Origin of the sequence: Nonomuraea sp. NPDC050540 (assembly GCF_044457485.1) — a bacterium.
GTDB lineage: Bacteria > Actinomycetota > Actinomycetes > Streptosporangiales > Streptosporangiaceae > Nonomuraea.
Window position 1 is genome coordinate 832,648 of record NZ_JBITHA010000001.1, and the last position, 18,717, is coordinate 851,364.

An 18,717-nucleotide genomic window follows, 5' to 3' on the forward strand; every position below is an offset into this window, starting at 1 on the left:
AGCCCGACGGCCGCGCGGCTCGCCCGCGTCTGGCCTGCTCATGCGTTCACCTCGACGGCTACGCGGGCGACGATGCGGGCGGCGAGCACGTGTTTGCACGGCCCGCGTGAACCGCGGTGGTCGAACCACCACTCGCACGTGCACGAGCCGGCCGCCAGCCCGACGATCCTGACGCCGCCCGGCGTGGTCACCTCGGCGCGATCGCCTGACACCCGCACCGCGCCGGAGGACGCCAGCGCGCGGGCGGCGGTCAGCCGGGGGTTGAGCTCGGCGACCTGGTCGCGGTCGTAGGGGAGTTCCCGGTGGAAGTGGGCGCTCTCGTGGAGGTCGTAGCCGACCCGGCCCGCCGTGCCGAGCTGGGTCAGCGCGGCCCGCACCCGGACCGGCGTCAGGCCGGAGGCGTCGGCCAGCGCGCCGACCTCGATGGCCGGTTCGAAGGCGAGCAGCGGGGCCAGCACGTCGGCGTCGCCCGCCGCCTCGTCGGTGGACAGGTGGTCGAGTACCGCGCCCTCGCCGGAGAAACCGCGCGAGGGAGCGGGGGAGATGGCCAGTGTGTAGCGCATTCCGGGCAGCTCCAGCTCCCATACGCTCGCGGTGGAGCCGGATCCGGCGGCCGGGCCGTACACGCGAAGGGCCTTGGCGAAGCGCAGCAGGGGCAGGAGCGTCGCGACGCGGCCCGCGCCCGCCAGGCAGACGGCGCCGGTCCTGGCGTCGGTGTGGACGCGCAGGTCGCGTCCGGCGGGAGTGACCCAGACGGTGGCGCCGGCGGCGCGCGGCAGCGAGCGCAGGAAGCGCACCGCGTGCGGGCCGGTCAGCTCCGCGCGCAGGTCGAATCCGGCGGCGATGACCTGGACCTCGGCGAAGCCGCGCAGCCAGCGCGGCGGCAGTGGGACCTTCTTCTCCACGACCGCGCCGTCGAGGGTGGTGACGGCCATCTCGTCGGCGCCCACGCCCAGGTGGAGCGGGTCCTTGCCGCCGACGCGGGCCAGCGCCTCGCGCAGCGGGCCGTTGACGTCGACGTTGGTGGTGCCGCGGTCGAGGATGTTGCCGTCGAGCGCGGCCAGGTCGAGCCGGGCGTAGACGCCGCCGCACGCGGAGAACGACTCCATCCGCAGCCGCTGCCCGTCGCAGGTCACCACCGGGTCGCGGGTCCAGCCCGGACGCGGCTGGTGGTAGCGGGTCATCGCCACGTCCGACAGGGCCAGCAGCCCGGCGGCGGCGGGGGCGGCTTCGGTGACCAGCCCGCTGAAGAAGCGCGGGCGGGGCAGCGGCCCGGACAGCGCCCGTCCGCCGGAGGTGGACAGGCCCAGCCGGGAGCCGTCGAGGAAGGAGGGAGCGGCGTAGGAGTACGCCTGAACGGCAGTCATGGCGGTGAAGTTAGAGATCGACTCCGACAAAATCGCCGACGCCGCTTCCGCTCCTGCCCGCCCGCCGCTTTCGGCCCTGCCCGCTCGCCTCTTTCAGCCCGGTCCGCGCGCCTCTTCCGGTCCTGTCCGCGCTTCTTCCGGCTCTGTCCGCGCGGTGCTTTCGGGTTGTCTCGGGGCGGTGTGTGTGGCTTTTGCGGGTTTGGGGCTGGTGCGCCCGGCCGGAGTCAGGCGGTGACGCCGCCGTCGATCACCAGGTCGTGGCCGACGGCGAAGCCGGCCTCGTCCGAGGCCAGCCAGAGCACCGCCGCGCTCACCTCGTCGAGCGTGCCGATGCGGCCGAGCGGGATCAGCGAGGCGTAGCGGGCGGCCCGCTCCTCGTGGCTCTCGCCGGGCAGCGACGACATCGGACCCTCGTTGGCCCCGGGGCTGACGGCGTTGACGCGGATGCCGTCGCCGATGTGGTCGCGGGCCGCGGACCTGGTCAGCAGGCTCACCGCGCCCTTGGAGGTGGCGTAGGCGGCGAAGCCGGGGCGGCGGCCGTGCGCGCCGATGTTGGAGGAGGTGTTCACGATCGCGCCGCCGCCGTGCAGGCGCATGTGGGCGATCTCGTGCTTCATCGACAGGAACACGCCGGTCAGGTTGACGTCCAGGACGTGGCGCCAGGTCTCGGTGTCGAGGTCGGCGACGGGGCCGAGAGCGCTGAGGACGCCGGCGTTGTTGTGGGCGACGTGCAGCCCGCCGTACCTGCGCACGGTCTCGGCCACCATCGCGGCGACGTCGTCCTCGCGCGTCACGTCGGCGGCCACGGCCGCGGCCTCGCCGCCGTCGGCGGCGATGAGCTCGACGGTCTCCTTCAGCGCGCCGGCGTTGCGCCCCGCCACCATCACGGCGGCGCCCTCCCGCGCGAACGCCCGCGCGGTGGCCCGCCCGACCCCGCTGCCGCCACCCGTGACCAGAACGACCTTGTCGCTGAAACGCATGACACGACTCCTCGATATATTTAAGAACGATCAGTCTTGAAAAAGGACATCAGTCGAGCAGTGACAGCGCCTGCTCGGCCGCGTCGCGCACGCGCGCGGCGTCGTCGGAGGCCTTGCCGATCACCCGCAGGCCCTGGAGCACGACGAGAAGCATGCGGGCGATCGCCCGCGGATCCTTGTCCTCGGCCAGCTCGCCCCGCTCGCGCGCCCTGGAGAGCGCGGCGGCCAGGCTGTCCTCGACGAAGTCCCAGTTGACGCGGACGCGCCGGGCGATCTCGGTGTCGTGCGGCGCGAGCTCGACCGCGGTGTTGACGACCAGGCAGCCGCGCCGCTGCGCGTCGTGCGCCGCCTCCTCGGCGTACTGCCGCACCAGCTCCCGTACGGCCGGCAGCACCGGCCCGGGACCGCCCAGCCGCCCGGTGAAGTCGACCCCGTTCTCCAGGTAGCGCTCGTAGGCCTGGAGGTAGAGCTCGCGCTTGCCGCCGAACGTCGCGTAGATGCTGGCCCGCGCCACGCCCAGGTGCTCGACCAGATCGGCCATGGAGGTGGCTTCGTAGCCCTTGCGCCAGAAGAGCTCCATGGCCCGGTGCAGCGCGAGGTCCGGGTCGAACTCCTTCGTCCTTGCCATGCCCGGAATCTAGCTCATTCAAGAACGACCGGTCAAATATTCTCGTCGCCCAGAGCGATGGTCTCGGCGACCTCGGCGTGGCGCTCCGCCTCCTCCTCGGCGAAGCGGGCCTCGTCGAGCTTGTCGGCGATCTCCTCGTCCTGCCGCATGAGCGTGTCCAGCGACTGCCCGGCCATGTCCAGGACGCCCATGTCGGCGTAGGCCTGCTGCAGGCGCGGGCTCCACAGGCCGATGTCCTTCACGCAGGGCACGATCCGGCTGAACAGCAGCGACCGGAACAGCCGCAGGTACTCGGACTGGTCGACCGCCCGCATGGCCTCCTCGACGTCCGCCTTCGACAGGCCGATCGTCTCCCAGGTCTCCCTGCCGCGCAGCCGGTCGCGCATGAGGTAGCAGCCCTCGATGACGAAGTCCTCGCGCTCGTTGCGCTCGGCCTCGGTCAGGTTCTGGTAGTAGTCGCGCAGCGCCATCCGGCCGAAGGCGACGTGGCGGGCCTCGTCCTGCATGACGTACGCGAGGATCTGCTTGGGCAGCGGCTTGGTGGTGATGTCGCGCATGACGCCGAACGCGGCCAGGGCCAGGCCCTCGATGAGCACCTGCATGCCGAGGTAGGGCATGTCCCAGCGGGAGTCGCCGAGCGTGCTGTCGAGCAGCGCCTTGAGGTGCTCGTTGATGGGGTACGCCAGGCCGACCTTCTCCTGCAGGAAACGGGCGTAGGTCTCGGCGTGGCGGGCCTCGTCCATGGTCTGGGTGGCGGCGTAGAACTTGGAGTCGAGGTCGGGCACCGACTCGACGATCTTCGCCGAGCAGATCATGGCGCCCTGCTCGCCGTGCAGGAACTGGGAGAACTGCCAGGCGGCGCTGTGCAGCCGCACGTCCTGGCGCGTCTTCTCGTCCATCCGGTCCCAGAGCGGCGTGCCGTAGATGGCGATGGTCTGGTCGGGGATGCCGAGCACGTTGTACGGGTCGACCTCGAGGTCCCAGTCGATGCGCTTGGCGGAGTCCCACTGCTTGTCCTTGCCCTTCTGGTACAGGGCGAGCATGCGGTCGCGGCCGTCGTCGTATTCCCAGGTGAATCTGCTCGAACCGGCCATCTCCACGTTCCAGGTGGAGAGCTCCGCGGGGATCGTGTAGAGATCGTGCGTCGACATGCCGCCTCCAGGGGGACGTACACCGTACGTATGTCTGCAGGCTCGCATGGAGTCTCGGGGTCCGTCAATGAAACTAGAATGAGCCATGCCCTCCGAGCCGCTGTCCAAGAAGCGCATCGTCACCGCGGCGATCGGCCTCATCGAGCGCGAGGGCGCCGACGCGATATCCATGCGCAGGATCGCCGCCGACCTGGGCGTGGGCGTGATGTCGCTCTACAACCACGTGCCCAACAAGGACGCCCTGCTGTCCGAGGTGGCCGAGGCGGTGCTCAGCGAGATCGAGTTCACCGACGACCCCGGCGCCGAGTGGACCGAGCGGGTCCGCATCCAGGCGCGCGCCTTCCGCCAGATCGCCCATCACTACCCGCGCTCGACCATGCTGGTCGTCAGCCGGCAACTCCACTCCAACGCCGGGCTGCTGCCGGTGGAGCGGGCGCTGGCCACGTTGCGCAGCGCCGGGTTCGACGGGCCGGAGGCGGTGAAGGTGCTGCGCATGTTCATCGCCTACATCGTGGGCTCGCTGCTGCGCGAGGTCGGGGTGACGCCGTCGTTCGCGCCACTGCCCGCCAGGATGCGGGCCGAGCGGGTCGACGCCGAGTTGTTCCCCACCGTCGCCTCGCTGGCGCCGCTGCTCGACTCGTGCGATCCGGACGAGGAGTTCGACTTCGGTGTGGAACTGCTCATCCAGGCGATCGCCGTACACAGGAAAAGGGCACCCGGCGCGCCGGATGCCCTTTCCGGGGCAGCCGCCCCTTCCCCTGAGCGGCTGTCCTAGTACCAGTTGTGCGACCTGAAGTGGCCCCAAGCGCCGCACGGCCTGCCGTACCTGCCCTTGATGTACTTCAGGCCCCAGCGGATCTGCGTGGCCGGGTTGTAACGCCAGTCGTGCCCGGCTCCCCGCATCTTGCCGCCGGGCAGTGCCTGCGGGATTCCGTAGGCGCCCGACGAGCGGTTGTACGCCCGGTGGTTCCAGTTGCTCTCCCGGGTCCACAGGCTGTCCAGGCACTGGAACTCGCGAAGCGACCAGGCCCGCTGAACCACCAGGCCGAGCGCGATCCTCTTGTTCCGTCCCTCGGGCCGCCTGGGCGTGGTCTTGGGCCTGGCCTTGGTGCTCCAGGTCCCTCGCCTGACGTCCGGTGTCTCCACACTGGTACGCCAGAAACCCCGGTGCTCCACCTCGGTGTCGGCCGAGGCGGCGGCAGTACTCCCGCCGGTCGCTCCCGCGAACGAGAGCAGGGTGACGAGGGTGCTGCGCAGAGCGCGTTTGCTGTCCAAATCGATCCTTGCTGTCAGGCCGTGTGCGGACGATTACTCAGCGTCACCGCCTTGTACCTGCCGATCCCCGATCCGTGGCGTGGATGAGGAGGGTCCGCGCGGCTTCCCGGGATCTGGTTCCGCCCGTTGAGGGTGGCCCGGAAGCTCCACGACATGTCCTAGGCGTTTTCTAATGCGCGGGGTCGGCGCGGGTCAGGGACCTCGGGCCTCCCGAGGACAGGACTTTGTGTTCTGGCGGGGTCGGGTTGCCCTGGCCCGGCCGCTTCCTGGACCGGGGGATTCGAACATCCGGTTCCCGCTTGGGGAAGAGCGCCCGCGGGGGGTGGATGGCCAGATGGGGCCCGGCGCGCCGCCGTACCGCCGGGGGTGGGGTTTTGCCTGGTCTGAGCGGTATTGGGGAGGAGTACTGTGGGGATCATGAGCCTTCGTGACATCCCCGTCCGCACCCTCGCGGACGTCCCCACCACACTCGCCGAACTCGCCGGCGACAAGGCGCTACTCATAGTGAACGTGGCCTCCCGCTGCGGGCTGACCCCGCAGTACTCCGGGCTGGTCGAACTCCAGCAGGAGTACGGCCCGCGCGGCTTCACGGTCGTCGGCGTGCCGTGCAACCAGTTCATGGGCCAGGAGCCCGGTTCGGCGGAGGAGATCCAGGAGTTCTGCTCGACGACCTACGGGGTTGACTTCCCGCTCCTGGAGAAGGCCGACGTCAACGGCGACACCCGCCACCCCCTCTACACCGAGCTGACCAAGACCGCCGACGCCGAGGGCGCGGGCGGCGACATCCAGTGGAACTTCGAGAAGTTCCTCGTCACCCGGGACGGCGCGGTCGCCGGCCGCTTCCGCCCCGGCACCGAGCCCGGCTCGCCCGAGCTCGTGCGCGCGATCGAAGGCGTGCTCTGAGGACGCCTCCTTTGAGGACGCCTACAGGCGGGGGCCGCAGCTGCCGCGGATGACCAGTTCGGTCGGCAGCAGCACGCTGCGCGGGCGGCGGGAGCCGGCGCGCAGCACCAGCTCGGCCGCCCGGTAGCCCATGTCACGCGCCGGCTGGGCGATCACCGTCAGCGGCGGGGAGCACAACTCGGCCCACGGCACGTCGTCGTACATGACCACCGACAGGTCGCGGGGCACGCGCAGGTCGAGTTCGCGCGCGGCCAGCACCGCCGCCTCGCCCAGCATGTTGCCGCCCGCCACCAGCGCGGTCAGGTCGGGGCGCGTCTGGAAGAGGCCGGAGGCCGCCGCGTAGGCCGAGTCGCGGCTGCCGTCGGAGAAGACGATCAGCTCCTCGTCCGGCACGCCGCCCACGGCCTGGCGGAACGCCTCCACCCTGCGCTCGCGGCCGGGGCCGCCCAGGTAGGCGATGCGGCGGTGGCCCAGGCCTCTGAGGTACTGCACCGCCGTACGGATGCCCGATCGGTCGTCGGTGAGGATGGCGGGCACGTCCAGCGGCCGCGCGGCGGGACGCGGCGCGGCCGGGCGGGCGCCGGGCAGCGCGCCGACGCCGTCGAGCATCATCAGCTCCGACAGCGCCGCGGAGCTGAGGCCGCTCAGCGCGCCTTCCAGCTCACCTTCCGGTACGGCTCCGCCCGGATCGGGCTGAGGCGTGCCCGCGTCGGGCTCGGCCGGCAGCCGGTCGGCGAACACCACGGTCATGCCCGCCTTGAGCGCCGGACGCCAGGTGTCGGCGTCGCCGCAGGGCACCGCGATCACCCGGTCGACGCTCTGCTCCAGCAGCATGCCGATCAGCTCGGCCTCCTGCTCGGGATCGTCGCCGGTGGAGCCGACCACGACCGGCTCCCCGGCCGAACGGGCACAGGCGAGCACGCCCTCGGCCAACTGGCCGTAGAAGCTGTCGGTCAGGTCGGGCAGGAGCAGGCCCATGCCGCCGGTACGCCGCTGGCGCAGGTTGCGGCCGAGGGCGCTGGGCCGGTAGTCGAGCTGCGCGGCCACGGCCAGCACCCGCTCGCGGGTCTGCGGGCTGGCCGAGCCGCCGGACAGCACCCGGGATACGGTCGCGACGCCGACGCCCGCCGCCTCGGCCACATCCTTGATGGTCGCCCTCTTCATGGAAACGATTCCATCATGGTTTCGACGCGCTTTCCAGTGTTGCCCCTGGCTCTTGACATGGATGTCCGTTTCGGGTGAGATGCATGAAAACGTATCCACGCAGGAGTGCGCATGGCTTCCATCGTCCTAAACAACGTCGACAAGATCTACGCCGGTGGCGTCAAGGCTGTGAACGGGCTCAACCTTGAGATCAAGGATGGCGAGTTCATGGTGCTGGTCGGCCCGTCCGGTTGCGGCAAGTCGACCGCGCTCCGGATGATCGCCGGCCTCGAGGACATCAGCGGCGGCGAGATCTCCATCGGCGACAAGGTGGTCAACCACCTTCCGCCGAAGGATCGCGACATCGCGATGGTCTTCCAGAACTACGCGCTCTACCCGCACATGACGGTCGAGGAGAACCTCGCCTTCGGTCTGAAGCTCCGCAAGATGCCCAAGGCGGAGATCCAGAAGCGGGTCGGCGAGGCCGCCAAGATGCTGGGCCTCGACACCTACCTCAAGCGCAAGCCCGCCGCGCTCTCCGGTGGTCAGCGCCAGCGTGTCGCCATGGGCCGCGCCATCGTGCGTGAGCCGCAGGCCTTCCTCATGGACGAGCCGCTGTCCAACCTGGACGCCAAGCTCCGTGTCTCCATGCGCGCCTCGCTGAACACGCTGCACGAGCGCCTCGGCGTCACCACCGTGTACGTCACCCACGACCAGGTCGAGGCCATGACGCTCGGCGACCGGGTCTGCGTCCTGCGCGACGGTCTCCTGCAGCAGGTCGACACCCCGCAGAACCTGTTCGACAAGCCGGTCAACCTGTTCGTCGCGGGCTTCATGGGCTCGCCGTCCATGAACTTCGTGACCGCGGAGCTCGTCCGCGACGGCGGCGGCGCGGCCGTCTCCTTCGCCGACATCAAGCTCTCCATCCCCGAGTCGACCTTCTCCGACAAGCCCGGCCTCGACCAGTACATCGGCAAGAAGATCATCCTCGGCATCCGTCCCTCCGACTTCGAGGACGCCGCCTCCGCCGGCAACCACGCCAACGGCTGGGCCACCCTGCACGTCAAGGCGGAGGTCACCGAGGAGCTCGGCTCCGAGATCAACGTCCTGTTCCTCATCGACGCCCCGCCGGTCGAGCACAAGGACACCGTCGCCGCCCAGGACACCGGCGACGACGACGAGGCCGCGCTGCCGCTCGTGGGTGACAAGTCCCTGTGGACCGCCCGCGTGAACGCCCGCAGCCACGCGCGTCCCGGCCAGAGCATCGACCTGGTCATCGACACGCACAACCTGCACTTCTTCGACTCCGCTTCCGGCCTGTCGATCGGGCACGAGGCGAACATCGGCAAGTAACGCACTCCGAGCTCCGATCCCCACCACAACCCCCTCCTGTGGTGGGGATCGGCTGTTTCCGGGACCCCTTCGGGGGTCCCTTTTTGTTTGGGCGGAGAGACGGACCGGCTCCGGAGCTGTTACCAGGCGAAACGCTGTCCTGAAGGTGCGAAGATCCTGACCAGGCGCCCCAACCTCTTGAGCCGATCGTTACTGATCCACTACTGTCGGTAATCGTTCGCAGCCTGAAACAGGAGGTTTCATGCCCCGCACGACTCGTCTCCTCGCCCTCTCCGCCCTCGCCGCAGGCGGCCTGCTTCTGGCCACCGCACCGGCCCATGCCGTGGTCGACCCCGCCGCCGTGCTCGGCTGCCTCACCGAAACGGCCGTCGACGTGACCGCCCTGGTCGACCCCACCGCGCCGGGCGTACCCGCTGAAGTGCCGGCGGTCCACTGCCTTCAGCCCTGACCAGGCAGGCGGCGCGGCGAGCCACGCCGCGCCGTCCCTCCGGCATCCCCCCTTCGCGAAGGAGTTCCGTTGGACATCCGAGCCCTCGTAGCAAGAACGGCCGCGGTTCTCGCGGTCGCCGCCGCCCTCATGGGCAGCAGCGATCCGGCCACCCTCAATGTGCAGGCCATCGTCGACAGGCTGAATCTGTACGTCCTGACCTCCTGAGATGCAACCACTGCTATCCATAGCCCGAGTGCCTCAGCCGCGCGGCGCGCTGAGGCGCCTCGGCTACATCATGTTCCTGAGCCGCTGGATCCAGGCCCCGCTCTACCTCGGTCTCATCGCCGCCCAGGTGGTCTACGTCTGGCGCTTCATGGCCGAGCTTCTCCACCTCATCGAACTCGGCTTCGGCGGCAGGCCCGCCGAGACCACGGTGATGCTGATCGTGCTCGGCCTGGTCGACGTCGTGATGATCTCGAACCTGCTGATCATGGTGATCGTGGGTGGCTACGAGACCTTCGTCTCGCGGCTGCGGATCGAAGGACACCCCGACCAGCCCCAATGGCTCTCCCACGTGAACGCCAACGTGCTCAAGGTCAAGCTGGCCATGGCGATCATCGGCATCTCCTCCATCCACCTCCTTCAGATCTTCATCAACGCGGCCAAGCCCGCCATAACCGACAGAGAACTCCTATGGAAAACACTCATTCATTTGACCTTCATCCTCTCGGCGGTGGCGCTCGCCGTGATCGATCGCATCATGGACGGGCCCCGTCCCGCCCACCGGTCCGACCCCCAGACCCCGGCCGCCGACGAGCAGCCCCGCAAACAGATCGCCGCCTGACGGCCGGGCTCGCCCTGGCCGCCGGACTGCTCGGCGGCGCGCTGCTGGCCGTACCGGCCCAGGCCGCACCCACCCAGGCCGCACCCACCCAGGCCGCACCCACCCAGGCCGCACCCACCCAGGCCGCACCCACCCAGGCCGCACCCACCCAGGCCGCACCCGTCCCGGCCGCACCCGTCCCGGCGGAATCCACCCAGGCCGAGCCCGCTGAGGCGGAACCCGCTCAGGCGCCCACGGCCCTCGTGGGCGACGTGATCATCTTCAACGACGAGATCGTCGAGCCGGTCTCCCTTCCGGTGAGCACCTGTGGCGGCCCCGGCGTCCTGTTCAGCACCTCGGTCACCGACTGCGGCGGCGCCTCCCGGGTGTCCGACGACGACGCCTGACCCTCCGAGCCGGGTGCCCGCTTGCCGCGGCGGGCACCCACCCGGCTCCGGCGGTCGTGATCTTCCAGACTGACACCGGCGAATGGCCTCGCGGGCGTGTCGAGCTCGTGGGGTTGGGGCAGGTGAGAGGTTTCCAGGCTTGCATCGTTAGTTCTCTTGTATCGTTCGTGTTTATGCGGGTAACTTGGGCGCCATGACCGCATCCGAGACTCCGACCACCGCCGAGGAACTGCGTGGGGCCGGCCTCCGGGTGACGGCCGCCCGTGTCGCGCTGCTCGAAACCGTCCGGCACGGCGACCACCTCGGTGTCGAGGAGATCGCCTCCAGGGTGCGTGAGCGCGTCGGCCACATCTCGCTGCAGGCCGTGTACGAGGCACTCCACGCGCTCACCGCCGCGCGCCTCGTCCGGCGTATCGAGCCGGCCGGCAGCCCCGCCCTGTACGAGGGGCGCGTCGGGGACAACCACCACCATGTCGTGTGCCGCTCGTGCGGTGCCGTGGCCGACGTCGACTGCGCCGTCGGCCACGCGCCCTGCCTGAGAGCCGCCGACGACCACGGCTTCACGATCGACGAGGCCGAGGTCGTCTACTGGGGCCTGTGCCCCGCCTGCACCACCGCACGCAGTGCCTGAACATGATCCGACAGTCCGGAAGGATTCCCATGTCTGAGAACCACGACGCGATCGTCACAGACGCGAAGACAGAGGAAGCGGGCGGGTGCCCGGTCGCGCACGGGCGTGCCGCGCATCCGACCCAGGGCGGCGGCAACCGCCAGTGGTGGCCGGAGCGGCTCAACGTGAGAATCCTCGCCAAGAACCCCGCCGTCGCCAACCCGCTCGGCGAGGAGTTCGACTATGCCGAGGCCTTCCAGAGCCTCGACCTCCCGGCCGTCAAGCAGGACATCCTGGAGGTGCTCACCACCTCGCAGGACTGGTGGCCGGCCGACTTCGGCCACTATGGCCCGTTCATGATCCGGATGGCCTGGCACAGCGCGGGCACGTACCGGATCAGCGACGGCCGCGGCGGCGCGGGGGCCGGCCAGCAGCGCTTCGCCCCCCTCAACAGCTGGCCGGACAACGGCAACCTCGACAAGGCCCGCCGCCTGCTGTGGCCGGTCAAGAAGAAGTACGGCAAGAACCTGTCGTGGGCCGACCTCCTGATCCTCACCGGCAACGTCGCCCTGGAGTCGATGGGCTTCAAGACCTTCGGGTACGCCGGCGGCCGCGAGGACGTGTGGGAGCCCGACGAGGACGTCTACTGGGGCCCCGAGTCCACCTGGCTCGGCGACGAGCGCTACACCGGCGACCGTGAGCTGGAGAACCCGCTCGCCGCGGTCCAGATGGGCCTCATCTACGTCAACCCGGAGGGCCCGAACGGCAACCCGGACCCGCTCGCCGCGGCGCGCGACATCCGCGAGACGTTCCGCCGCATGGCGATGAACGACGAGGAGACCGCGGCACTGATCGTGGGCGGTCACACCTTCGGCAAGACCCACGGCGCCGGCCCGGCCGACCACGTCGGCGACGACCCCGAGGCCGCCTCGATCGAGCAGCAGGGCCTGGGCTGGAAGAGCTCGTTCGGCACCGGCAAGGGCGCCGACACGATCACCAGCGGCCTTGAGGGCATCTGGACGAACACGCCGATCACCTGGGACAACAGCTTCCTGGAGATCCTCTACGGCTACGAGTGGGAGCAGTTCAAGAGCCCGGCGGGCGCGCACCAGTGGCGTCCCAAGGACGGCGCGGGCGCGGACACCGTTCCCGACGCCCACGACCCGTCGAAGCGCCACGCCCCGACGATGCTGACGACCGACCTGTCGCTGCGCGTCGACCCGATCTACGAGCAGATCACCCGGCGCTGGCTGGCCAACCCCGACGAGCTCGCGGACGCCTTCGCCCGCGCCTGGTACAAGCTGACCCACCGCGACATGGGCCCGGTCGTGCGCTACCTCGGCCCGGAGGTCCCGGCCGAGACGCTGCTCTGGCAGGACCCGCTGCCCGAGCGGACGCACGACCTGCTCGACGCCGCGGACGCCGCGGCGCTCAAGGCCCAGGTCCTCGACTCCGGCCTGTCGGTGTCGCAGCTCGTGTCCACCGCGTGGGCTTCGGCCGCGTCCTTCCGGGGCAGCGACAAGCGCGGCGGCGCCAACGGCGCGCGGGTACGCCTGCAGCCGCAGAGCGGGTGGGAGGTCAACGACCCCGACCAGCTCGCGACCGTGCTGCGCACGCTGGAGGGCATCCGGCAGGCGTTCAACGCGGGCGGCAAGCACGTCTCGCTGGCCGACCTGATCGTGCTCGCCGGCAACGCGGGCGTCGAGAAGGCCGCCGGCGACGCCGGCTTCGACGTCGAGGTGCCCTTCGCGCCGGGCCGCGTGGACGCCGCGCAGGAGCAGACGGACGTGGAGTCGTTCGCCGCGCTCGAGCCGACCGCCGACGGCTTCCGCAACTACCTCGGCAAGGGCAACCGCCTGCCCGCCGAGTACCTGCTGCTCGACCGGGCGAACCTGCTCACGCTGAGCGCCCCCGAGCTGACGGTCCTCGTCGGTGGCCTGCGCGTCCTGGGCGCGAACCACCAGCAGTCGTCGCTGGGCGTCCTCACCACGACGCCCGGGAGGCTGACCAACGACTTCTTCGTCAACCTGCTCGACCTGGGCACGACGTGGAAGGCGACCGCCGGGGACGCCAACACCTTCGAGGGCCTCGACGCCTCGGGCCGGGTCAGGTGGACCGGCACCCGGGCCGACCTGGTGTTCGGCTCGAACTCGGAGCTGCGCGCGCTCGCCGAGGTCTACGCGAGCGACGACGCTCAGGAGAAGTTCGTGAACGACTTCGTCGCGGCGTGGAACAAGGTCATGAACCTGGACCGGTTCGACCTGCGCTGATCACCCTCGCCCGACCGGAAGCCCCCGCCCTCCCGCAGGAGGACGGGGGCTCTTCCTTGTCCTCAGCGGCCGACCTTGGTGGAGATCTGGGCGGCCAGGTTGCGGGGGACGAGCCGGCCCACCGCGACGATCGCCTTGTAACGCAGGTCCGGGATGCTGATCACGCGGCCCAGTGCAAGGTCGCGCATGGCCTCGCCGACCACGTTGTCGGCCTTCAGCCAGAGGAAGCCGGGCAGGCCGGAGGTGTCCATGTTGGCGCGTTCGTGGAACTCGGTGCGGACGAGCCCCGGGCACAGGGCCATGATCTTCACACGGGGGTGGCCCACCTCGACGGCGGCGGCCGTGCTGAAGTTGACCACCCAGGCCTTCGAGGCGCTGTAGGTGCCGCGGGTGAAGAAGGCGGCCACCGAGGCGACGTTGATGACGGCGCCGCGGCCCCGGGACTTCATGCCGGGCAACGCGGCCAGCGTCAGGCGCAGGACGGCTTCGCAGTGCACCTTCAGCATGCGCCGCTCGTCCTCGACCGAGGTCCGCAGGAAGGTGTCGGGGTGCGCGAAGCCGGCGTTGTTCACCAGGAGGTCCACGCCGTCGCGGACGCGGGATTCGACCGCGGTGAGACCGTCCTCGGTGGACAGGTCGGCGGGCAGGGTCTCGACGGCGCCGCCGTACCGGAGCTTGAGCTGCTCGGCGCTCTCGGCGAGGCGCTGCTCGTCGCGGGCGACGAGGACCAGCGTGAAACCGTCGGCGGCCAGGCGACGGGCGAAGGCGGCGCCGATGCCGGCGGTCGCGCCCGTGATCAGTGCGGTAGGCATGTTCGCAGATTAGCCCGCCGTGGAGGGCGAGGGTGGCGTGAGAGGATCGGGGGGTGCGATCGGCTCTTCACGCGCCGCTGGCCGTCGTGGTCCTCACCGTGACGGCGCTGGCCTGCGCACCTTCCGCTCCCGTGGCCGGTACGCCCTCCGCCCCGGCCGCCGCGCCCTCGTCCACGACGCCTTCCCCCGAGGCGCCGGCCAAGCCGGACAAGCCGGGCAAACTGGTGTTCACCGAGGTGGCCACGATGGACAAGCCCGTGGCCTTCGCCGTACGTAAGGACGACGAGCGCGTCTACGTCGCCGAGCAGGGCGGCAGGCTCCGCACGCTGGACGGCGCGACCGTGCTCGACCTGTCCGGCGAGGTCAGCACCGGCAACGAGCAGGGGCTGCTCGGGGTGGCCTTCCATCCGAACGGCCGATGGCTGTACCTGGACTGGACCGACCGGGACGGCCACACCCACGTGACCGAGTGGGCCTTCGACGGGCGCGAGGCCACGGGCCGCCGGGACGTTCTGCGGCAGGACCAGCCGTTCGCCAACCACAACGGCGGGCAACTGGCGTTCGGCCCCGACGGGTATCTGTACATCGCGCTGGGCGACGGAGGCAGCGGCGGCGACCCGGAGGGGAACGGGCAGGATCTCGGCACGTGGCTGGGCAAGATCCTGCGCATCGACCCGCGCGGGACGCCGTACAAGGTGCCGGAGGACAACCCCTTCACCGGGAAGGAAGGCGCGAAGCCGGAGATCTGGGCCTATGGGCTGCGGAACCCGTGGCGGTTCACCTTCGACCGGGAGAGCGGCGACCTCTGGATCGGGGACGTCGGCCAGAACGCCTGGGAGGAGGTCGACTTCCAGCCGTCCGGTTCCGAGGGCGGCGAGAACTACGGGTGGAACCTGCGCGAAGGCGACCAGCCGTTCAACGGCGGCAAGGGAAAGGAACTCACCGACCCGGTGATCACCTATCCGCTGGGCGAGGGCGGCAACTGCTCGGTCATCGCCGGGTTCGTCTACCGGGGCGAGAAGATCCCGTGGTTGCGGGGCCGGTTCCTGTACGGGGACTTCTGCGCGGGATGGGTGAAGGCGGCGCAGGCCGACGAGCTGGAAGACGTCGTCGACGTGGGCACGGTCGAGCAGCTGTCGTCGTTCGGGCAGGCGGCCGACGGAGAACTGTACGCGCTCAGCCTCCAGGGACCTGTCTACAAGATCGAGGCGGCGTCGTGAGCCGCCTGCTGATCGTGCACCACACGGTCTCACCGGCCACGCACGAGCTGTACGAGCAGGTGCTCAAGGGGGCGACCACCGACGAGGTCGAGGGGGTCGAGGTGGTGACGGAACCGGCTCTGGGCGCCACGGCGGCCGACCTGCTCGCCGCCGACGGGCTGCTCATGGGGACGAGCGCCAACATCGGCTACATGTCGGGCGCGCTCAAGCACTTCCTGGACACCGTCTACTACCCGTGCCTGGCCGAGACGCGGCGGCTGCCGTACGGGCTGTGGGTGCACGGCGACAACGACACCACCGGAGCGGTGCGCGCGGTGGAGTCGATCGCGGGCGGGCTGGGCTGGGAGCGCGCGGCCGCGCCGGTCAGCGTCACGGGCCGCCCCGCCAAGGCCGACCTGGAAGCCTGCTGGGAGCTGGGCGCGACCCTGGCCGCCGTCATCGGCCCGGCCGGCTGACCTCCGGCGACCTCACGAACCAGGCGATCATCAGGGCCGCCGTCGCCGCGTGCGTGATGCTGGAGGCCACCCCCGCGCCGGTCGCGCCCCAGGCGGGGATCAGCGCGGTGTCCAGGCCGAGGTTGAGCGCCAGGGCCGACAGCGTGATCATGGTCATCGGGCGTGGCCTGGCCAGCCGGGCCAGATGCTGCTCGACGGGTTTGATGAGCGCCGCCATCACGGCCGCGGGCGCGAGCGCGAGGAGCGGGGCCACGCTCGCGGCGTACGGCGGGCCGTACACGAAAGGCAGCGCGTACGCGGCACCGGCGGCGATCAGCGCGACGCACCCCAGCGCGATCACCAGGTTGAGCGTGAGCATGTGGGCGGTGACGGCGCGCGAGCCGGAGTCGGTGCCGTCCGCCTGGCCCGGCAGGCACACGTGGGCTACCGCCTCGGTCGGGATCTTCACCAGCATCAGGACCCCCGCGGCGACGGTGTAGAAGCCCGCCTCGCGGGGCGAGTGCAGGAACCCGAGCAGCAGCGTGTCGGCCGCGGGCAGCAGGTGGAAGGCGACGAGGCCGAGGTGGTAGCGGCCGGACAGGGCGAGCTGGCGGACGGCCAGTGCCCTGGCGGGGCGCAGCGCGCGTGCCCCGAGCGCGCCGGTGAAGCGCAGCACGGCCGGTACGCTGGCCGCCGCCCAGCACGCGACGACGGCGGTGAGCGTGAGCAGGTCGAAGGCGGCCAGCGCCAGGATCGGGAGGTACTGCGCGAACCCGGAGGCCAGTTGTGCCTGGTTGACCAGCCGGGTGCGGCCGCGCAGGAGCAGGACGCCGCGCAGGTTGAGCCAGCAGACGGTGAACGGGACCGACGCCAGCGCGATCGCCAGCGCGGGCGTGGCGGTGCGCGGATCGCAGGCGGCGGCCGCGGCGAAGGCGAGCAGGGCGGTGATCGTGCCCATGCCGAAGCCGATGACGACGGCGTTGCCCGCCAGCCGCGCCCGCAGCACCCGGTGCGGCCAGAAGGCGATCTGCGAGGTGTTCAGCGACCAGTGCCCGATGAGGACGGCGGTCGTGGCGATGCTGACGATCGCCGCGTACAGGCCCCGGCCCTCCGGGTGGAGGGCTCGGGCCAGGGCGGCGCCGGCGACGATGCCGAGTGCCGTCTTCACGGCCTCGGCGGCCATCATCGGAAAGGCCGCGCGGATGGTCGTTCTCAGCGCCCGGCCCATGGGGCAGATCCTATGGACCACTCCCGTCGCGGATTATGTGGCGTGGTTTTCCGTGAAGTCGGGAGATCGTCTGCATTTGCCAAGGAGGGGAATTCAGCCGGAAATCTGGTCGATGAGATCCTCCACCTGGGCGTTGAGACGGGCGCCGCGTGTCCAGCCGGCGTAGTGGGTGAGGAAGGCGACGACCTCCCGCAACTCCTCCACGCTCAGCTCTCTGGCCCGCACCGCCGCGTCCAGCTGGATCAGCAGTTCCTCGTCGAGACCGCCCTGGCCGACGAGCAGGCCGAGCAGCAGGAGCCGGCGTTCTCGGAAAGAGAGCGCGTCTCGTGACCACAGATCGGCGAAGGTCATCTCTGCCATACAAACCGCGCTCCCTATCCGGGTGATCCTCTTATCTTTCGCTACTTCCGGAGATGAACCAATGGGGGGTTGCGGGAACGTTGCGGCGGAGTGACCGTGAAGGCATGCGTGCCTTAGGTCTACTCGCCGCCGCGCTGCTGCTCGTCACGGCCTGCGGGGCCGATCAGGGGGAGGCGCCGGGCGCGGCGCTGCCGCGCAACGACGGCGGGAACGCCAGCCGGCGGGGTGTGCACGTGCGCAACGCCTACCTGCTGAAAGGCGGCTCGCTGCACGCCGTGCTGATCAACTCCGGCGCGCGGGCCGACCGGCTCGTCCAGCTGACGATCACCTCAGGGAACCTCGCCCTGCCGGCCCCGATCGAGTTGCCGCCCGCCGAGCCGGTCGGCGGGGACCGGGCGATCGCCACCGCCACCGGGCTGGAGGCGCGGGTGGGCTCGTGGGTTCCGGCGACCTTCCAGTTCCAGGAGGCGGGCACGGTCACCGTGCAGGTCCCGGTCAAGGAATACCCTTAGGTTTTCGTAACAAGTAAAACCAAGGTACGGCCAAGATTTGGTCAAGATTTGTCACCGGTCATGACGCTCATTCCGCATGAAAAAGGGCACAACAACACCGTTGGTCCGTTAAGCGGAGGTAAGCCCCGGTGATATCGGTACGGACCTGGGCCGCGGTCATGGTCGCGGCCCTCCTGGCATCGGCCTGCGGCCAGCCGGCCTTCCACTACGTACGCGACAAGGGCGGCACGACCTACTTCAAGGTCCCCTCCACCTTCGCCCAGCTCGACGCCTACCCGATCGAGCTCTACCTGAGCAGGCTCCACCCCGACTCCGAGGCCGCCAGGCTGCGCAAGGAGCGGGTGTGGTCCACTGCCTTCGACCAGGCGGGCGCGCCGACCCTCCAGCACCTGCTCAGCTCCGGCGAGCCGTTCGTGTACTCCACCGTCCACCAGCTCACCGTGCGCGAGCGCGACCGGGTCTCGCTCGACGGGCTGCGCGACTTCGTCTTCCCGGTGACGGAGCCGGCCAGGACCGCGTACGTCACCGACCGGCTCGGCAGCGGGCAGATGCCGCTCTACCTCAAGTTCGAGCCGTTGCTCGACCGGGTCCTGACCCTGGACGGCGGCGCCAGGGGCGTGCGGCTGCGCTTCAGCTACCAGATCGGCCCCGACGTCCAGACCTTCGACCAGACCGCGATCCTCGACGAGAAGGGCTCCACGGTCTCGGTGCTGATCGTCAGCTGCCGATCGCTCTGCTTCAGGGAGCGCGGCGGCGAGATCGACCAGATCGCGCGATCGTTCAAGCTGCTCCGGCTGCCCGGATGAGGGAG

22 protein-coding genes are annotated in these 18,717 nt (G+C 70.4%); 13 read left to right on the top strand and 9 right to left on the bottom strand.

All coding sequences use genetic code 11. The features are described from left to right. Positions 1-38 precede the first annotated feature (38 nt). The 4 genes from ACIBI5_RS03780 to ACIBI5_RS03795 all read right to left on the bottom strand — a co-directional run bounded on the left by ACIBI5_RS03780 (position 39) and on the right by ACIBI5_RS03795 (position 4,126). Positions 39-1,367 (bottom strand): SWIM zinc finger family protein, encoded by a 1,329-nt coding sequence (locus ACIBI5_RS03780; protein WP_397242832.1) that lies wholly within the window; start codon positions 1,365-1,367, stop codon positions 39-41. Positions 1,368-1,591: 224 nt separating this feature from the next. Then, positions 1,592-2,347 (bottom strand): SDR family NAD(P)-dependent oxidoreductase, encoded by a 756-nt coding sequence (locus tag ACIBI5_RS03785; RefSeq protein ID WP_397242834.1) that lies wholly within the window; start codon positions 2,345-2,347, stop codon positions 1,592-1,594. 49 nt (positions 2,348-2,396) lie between these two features. Beyond that, positions 2,397-2,975 (bottom strand): TetR/AcrR family transcriptional regulator, encoded by a 579-nt coding sequence (locus tag ACIBI5_RS03790; RefSeq protein WP_397242836.1) that lies wholly within the window; start codon positions 2,973-2,975, stop codon positions 2,397-2,399. A 32-nt stretch (positions 2,976-3,007) separates the two neighbouring features. Continuing rightward, a complete protein-coding gene (locus ACIBI5_RS03795; protein ID WP_397242838.1) occupies positions 3,008-4,126 on the bottom strand; it encodes a ferritin-like domain-containing protein in 1,119 nt (372 codons plus the stop codon). Positions 4,127-4,211: 85 nt separating this feature from the next. On the opposite strand from ACIBI5_RS03795, the gene ACIBI5_RS03800 reads away from it, so the two are divergent. Beyond that, a complete protein-coding gene (locus ACIBI5_RS03800) occupies positions 4,212-4,901 on the top strand; it encodes a TetR/AcrR family transcriptional regulator (protein WP_397097422.1) in 690 nt (229 codons plus the stop codon). Here ACIBI5_RS03800 and ACIBI5_RS03805 read toward each other — a convergent pair. Next, positions 4,898-5,401: a transglycosylase SLT domain-containing protein gene (locus ACIBI5_RS03805; RefSeq protein WP_397242840.1), complete on the bottom strand. Its 504-nt coding sequence runs from the start codon at positions 5,399-5,401 to the stop codon at positions 4,898-4,900. The two genes, ACIBI5_RS03800 and ACIBI5_RS03805, sit on opposite strands and share 4 nt — an antisense overlap. 417 nt (positions 5,402-5,818) lie before the next feature. Between ACIBI5_RS03805 and ACIBI5_RS03810 the strand changes: the two genes are divergently transcribed. Continuing rightward, a complete protein-coding gene (locus ACIBI5_RS03810; RefSeq protein ID WP_397242842.1) occupies positions 5,819-6,304 on the top strand; it encodes a glutathione peroxidase in 486 nt (161 codons plus the stop codon). 21 nt (positions 6,305-6,325) lie between these two features. Here the strand turns inward: ACIBI5_RS03810 and ACIBI5_RS03815 are convergent, their stop codons facing one another. Further along, the gene (locus ACIBI5_RS03815; protein WP_397242844.1) at positions 6,326-7,468 is read right to left on the bottom strand and encodes a LacI family DNA-binding transcriptional regulator; all 1,143 of its coding nucleotides are present in this window, start codon (positions 7,466-7,468) and stop codon (positions 6,326-6,328) included. A gap of 111 nt (positions 7,469-7,579) precedes the next feature. On the opposite strand from ACIBI5_RS03815, the gene ACIBI5_RS03820 reads away from it, so the two are divergent. From ACIBI5_RS03820 to katG, 7 genes are all read left to right on the top strand, one after another. Then, positions 7,580-8,800: an ABC transporter ATP-binding protein gene (locus tag ACIBI5_RS03820; protein ID WP_379618831.1), complete on the top strand. Its 1,221-nt coding sequence runs from the start codon at positions 7,580-7,582 to the stop codon at positions 8,798-8,800. A 241-nt stretch (positions 8,801-9,041) separates the two neighbouring features. Continuing rightward, a complete protein-coding gene (locus ACIBI5_RS03825; protein ID WP_397097417.1) occupies positions 9,042-9,248 on the top strand; it encodes a hypothetical protein in 207 nt (68 codons plus the stop codon). Positions 9,249-9,317: 69 nt separating this feature from the next. Next, the gene (locus ACIBI5_RS03830; protein WP_397242846.1) at positions 9,318-9,455 is read left to right on the top strand and encodes a hypothetical protein; all 138 of its coding nucleotides are present in this window, start codon (positions 9,318-9,320) and stop codon (positions 9,453-9,455) included. 28 nt (positions 9,456-9,483) lie between these two features. After that, positions 9,484-10,074: a TIGR00645 family protein gene (locus ACIBI5_RS03835; RefSeq protein ID WP_379634942.1), complete on the top strand. Its 591-nt coding sequence runs from the start codon at positions 9,484-9,486 to the stop codon at positions 10,072-10,074. Between the two features lie 251 nt (positions 10,075-10,325). Beyond that, complete coding sequence (locus tag ACIBI5_RS03840; RefSeq protein WP_281395377.1) at positions 10,326-10,460, top strand: hypothetical protein; 135 nt, start codon at positions 10,326-10,328, stop codon at positions 10,458-10,460. Between the two features lie 193 nt (positions 10,461-10,653). Next, positions 10,654-11,091 (top strand): Fur family transcriptional regulator, encoded by a 438-nt coding sequence (locus tag ACIBI5_RS03845; protein WP_397242848.1) that lies wholly within the window; start codon positions 10,654-10,656, stop codon positions 11,089-11,091. A gap of 29 nt (positions 11,092-11,120) precedes the next feature. Then, positions 11,121-13,340 (top strand): catalase/peroxidase HPI, encoded by a 2,220-nt coding sequence (gene katG, locus ACIBI5_RS03850; RefSeq protein WP_397242850.1) that lies wholly within the window; start codon positions 11,121-11,123, stop codon positions 13,338-13,340. 62 nt (positions 13,341-13,402) lie between these two features. Here katG and ACIBI5_RS03855 read toward each other — a convergent pair whose 3' ends face one another. Further along, positions 13,403-14,152, bottom strand: coding sequence for an SDR family NAD(P)-dependent oxidoreductase (locus ACIBI5_RS03855; RefSeq protein ID WP_397242852.1), 750 nt, complete (start codon positions 14,150-14,152; stop codon positions 13,403-13,405). A 53-nt stretch (positions 14,153-14,205) separates the two neighbouring features. Here ACIBI5_RS03855 and ACIBI5_RS03860 point away from each other — a divergent pair, with 53 nt between their 5' ends. Together ACIBI5_RS03860 and ACIBI5_RS03865 are read left to right on the top strand one after the other, a co-directional pair. After that, positions 14,206-15,372: a PQQ-dependent sugar dehydrogenase gene (locus ACIBI5_RS03860; protein WP_397242854.1), complete on the top strand. Its 1,167-nt coding sequence runs from the start codon at positions 14,206-14,208 to the stop codon at positions 15,370-15,372. After that, a complete protein-coding gene (locus ACIBI5_RS03865) occupies positions 15,369-15,827 on the top strand; it encodes a flavodoxin (protein WP_397242856.1) in 459 nt (152 codons plus the stop codon). Before ACIBI5_RS03860 ends, ACIBI5_RS03865 begins: the two co-directional genes overlap by 4 nt. On the opposite strand, the gene ACIBI5_RS03870 is transcribed toward ACIBI5_RS03865, so the two are convergent. Beyond that, the gene (locus tag ACIBI5_RS03870) at positions 15,808-17,034 is read right to left on the bottom strand and encodes a lipopolysaccharide biosynthesis protein (RefSeq protein WP_397242858.1); all 1,227 of its coding nucleotides are present in this window, start codon (positions 17,032-17,034) and stop codon (positions 15,808-15,810) included. The genes ACIBI5_RS03865 and ACIBI5_RS03870 overlap by 20 nt on opposite strands. Before the next feature lie 93 nt (positions 17,035-17,127). Then, entirely contained in the window at positions 17,128-17,394 is a 267-nt protein-coding gene (locus ACIBI5_RS03875; RefSeq protein WP_379618851.1) for a carboxymuconolactone decarboxylase family protein, read from the bottom strand. Positions 17,395-17,498: 104 nt separating this feature from the next. Here ACIBI5_RS03875 and ACIBI5_RS03880 point away from each other — a divergent pair, with 104 nt between their 5' ends. Both ACIBI5_RS03880 and ACIBI5_RS03885 read left to right on the top strand, forming a co-directional pair. Beyond that, positions 17,499-17,906, top strand: coding sequence for a hypothetical protein (locus ACIBI5_RS03880; RefSeq protein WP_397242860.1), 408 nt, complete (start codon positions 17,499-17,501; stop codon positions 17,904-17,906). Positions 17,907-18,034: 128 nt separating this feature from the next. Beyond that, positions 18,035-18,712 carry a hypothetical protein gene (locus ACIBI5_RS03885; protein ID WP_397242862.1) on the top strand — a complete coding sequence of 226 codons (678 nt, stop codon included), beginning with the start codon at positions 18,035-18,037 and terminating at the stop codon, positions 18,710-18,712. Positions 18,713-18,717: the final 5 nt, after the last annotated feature.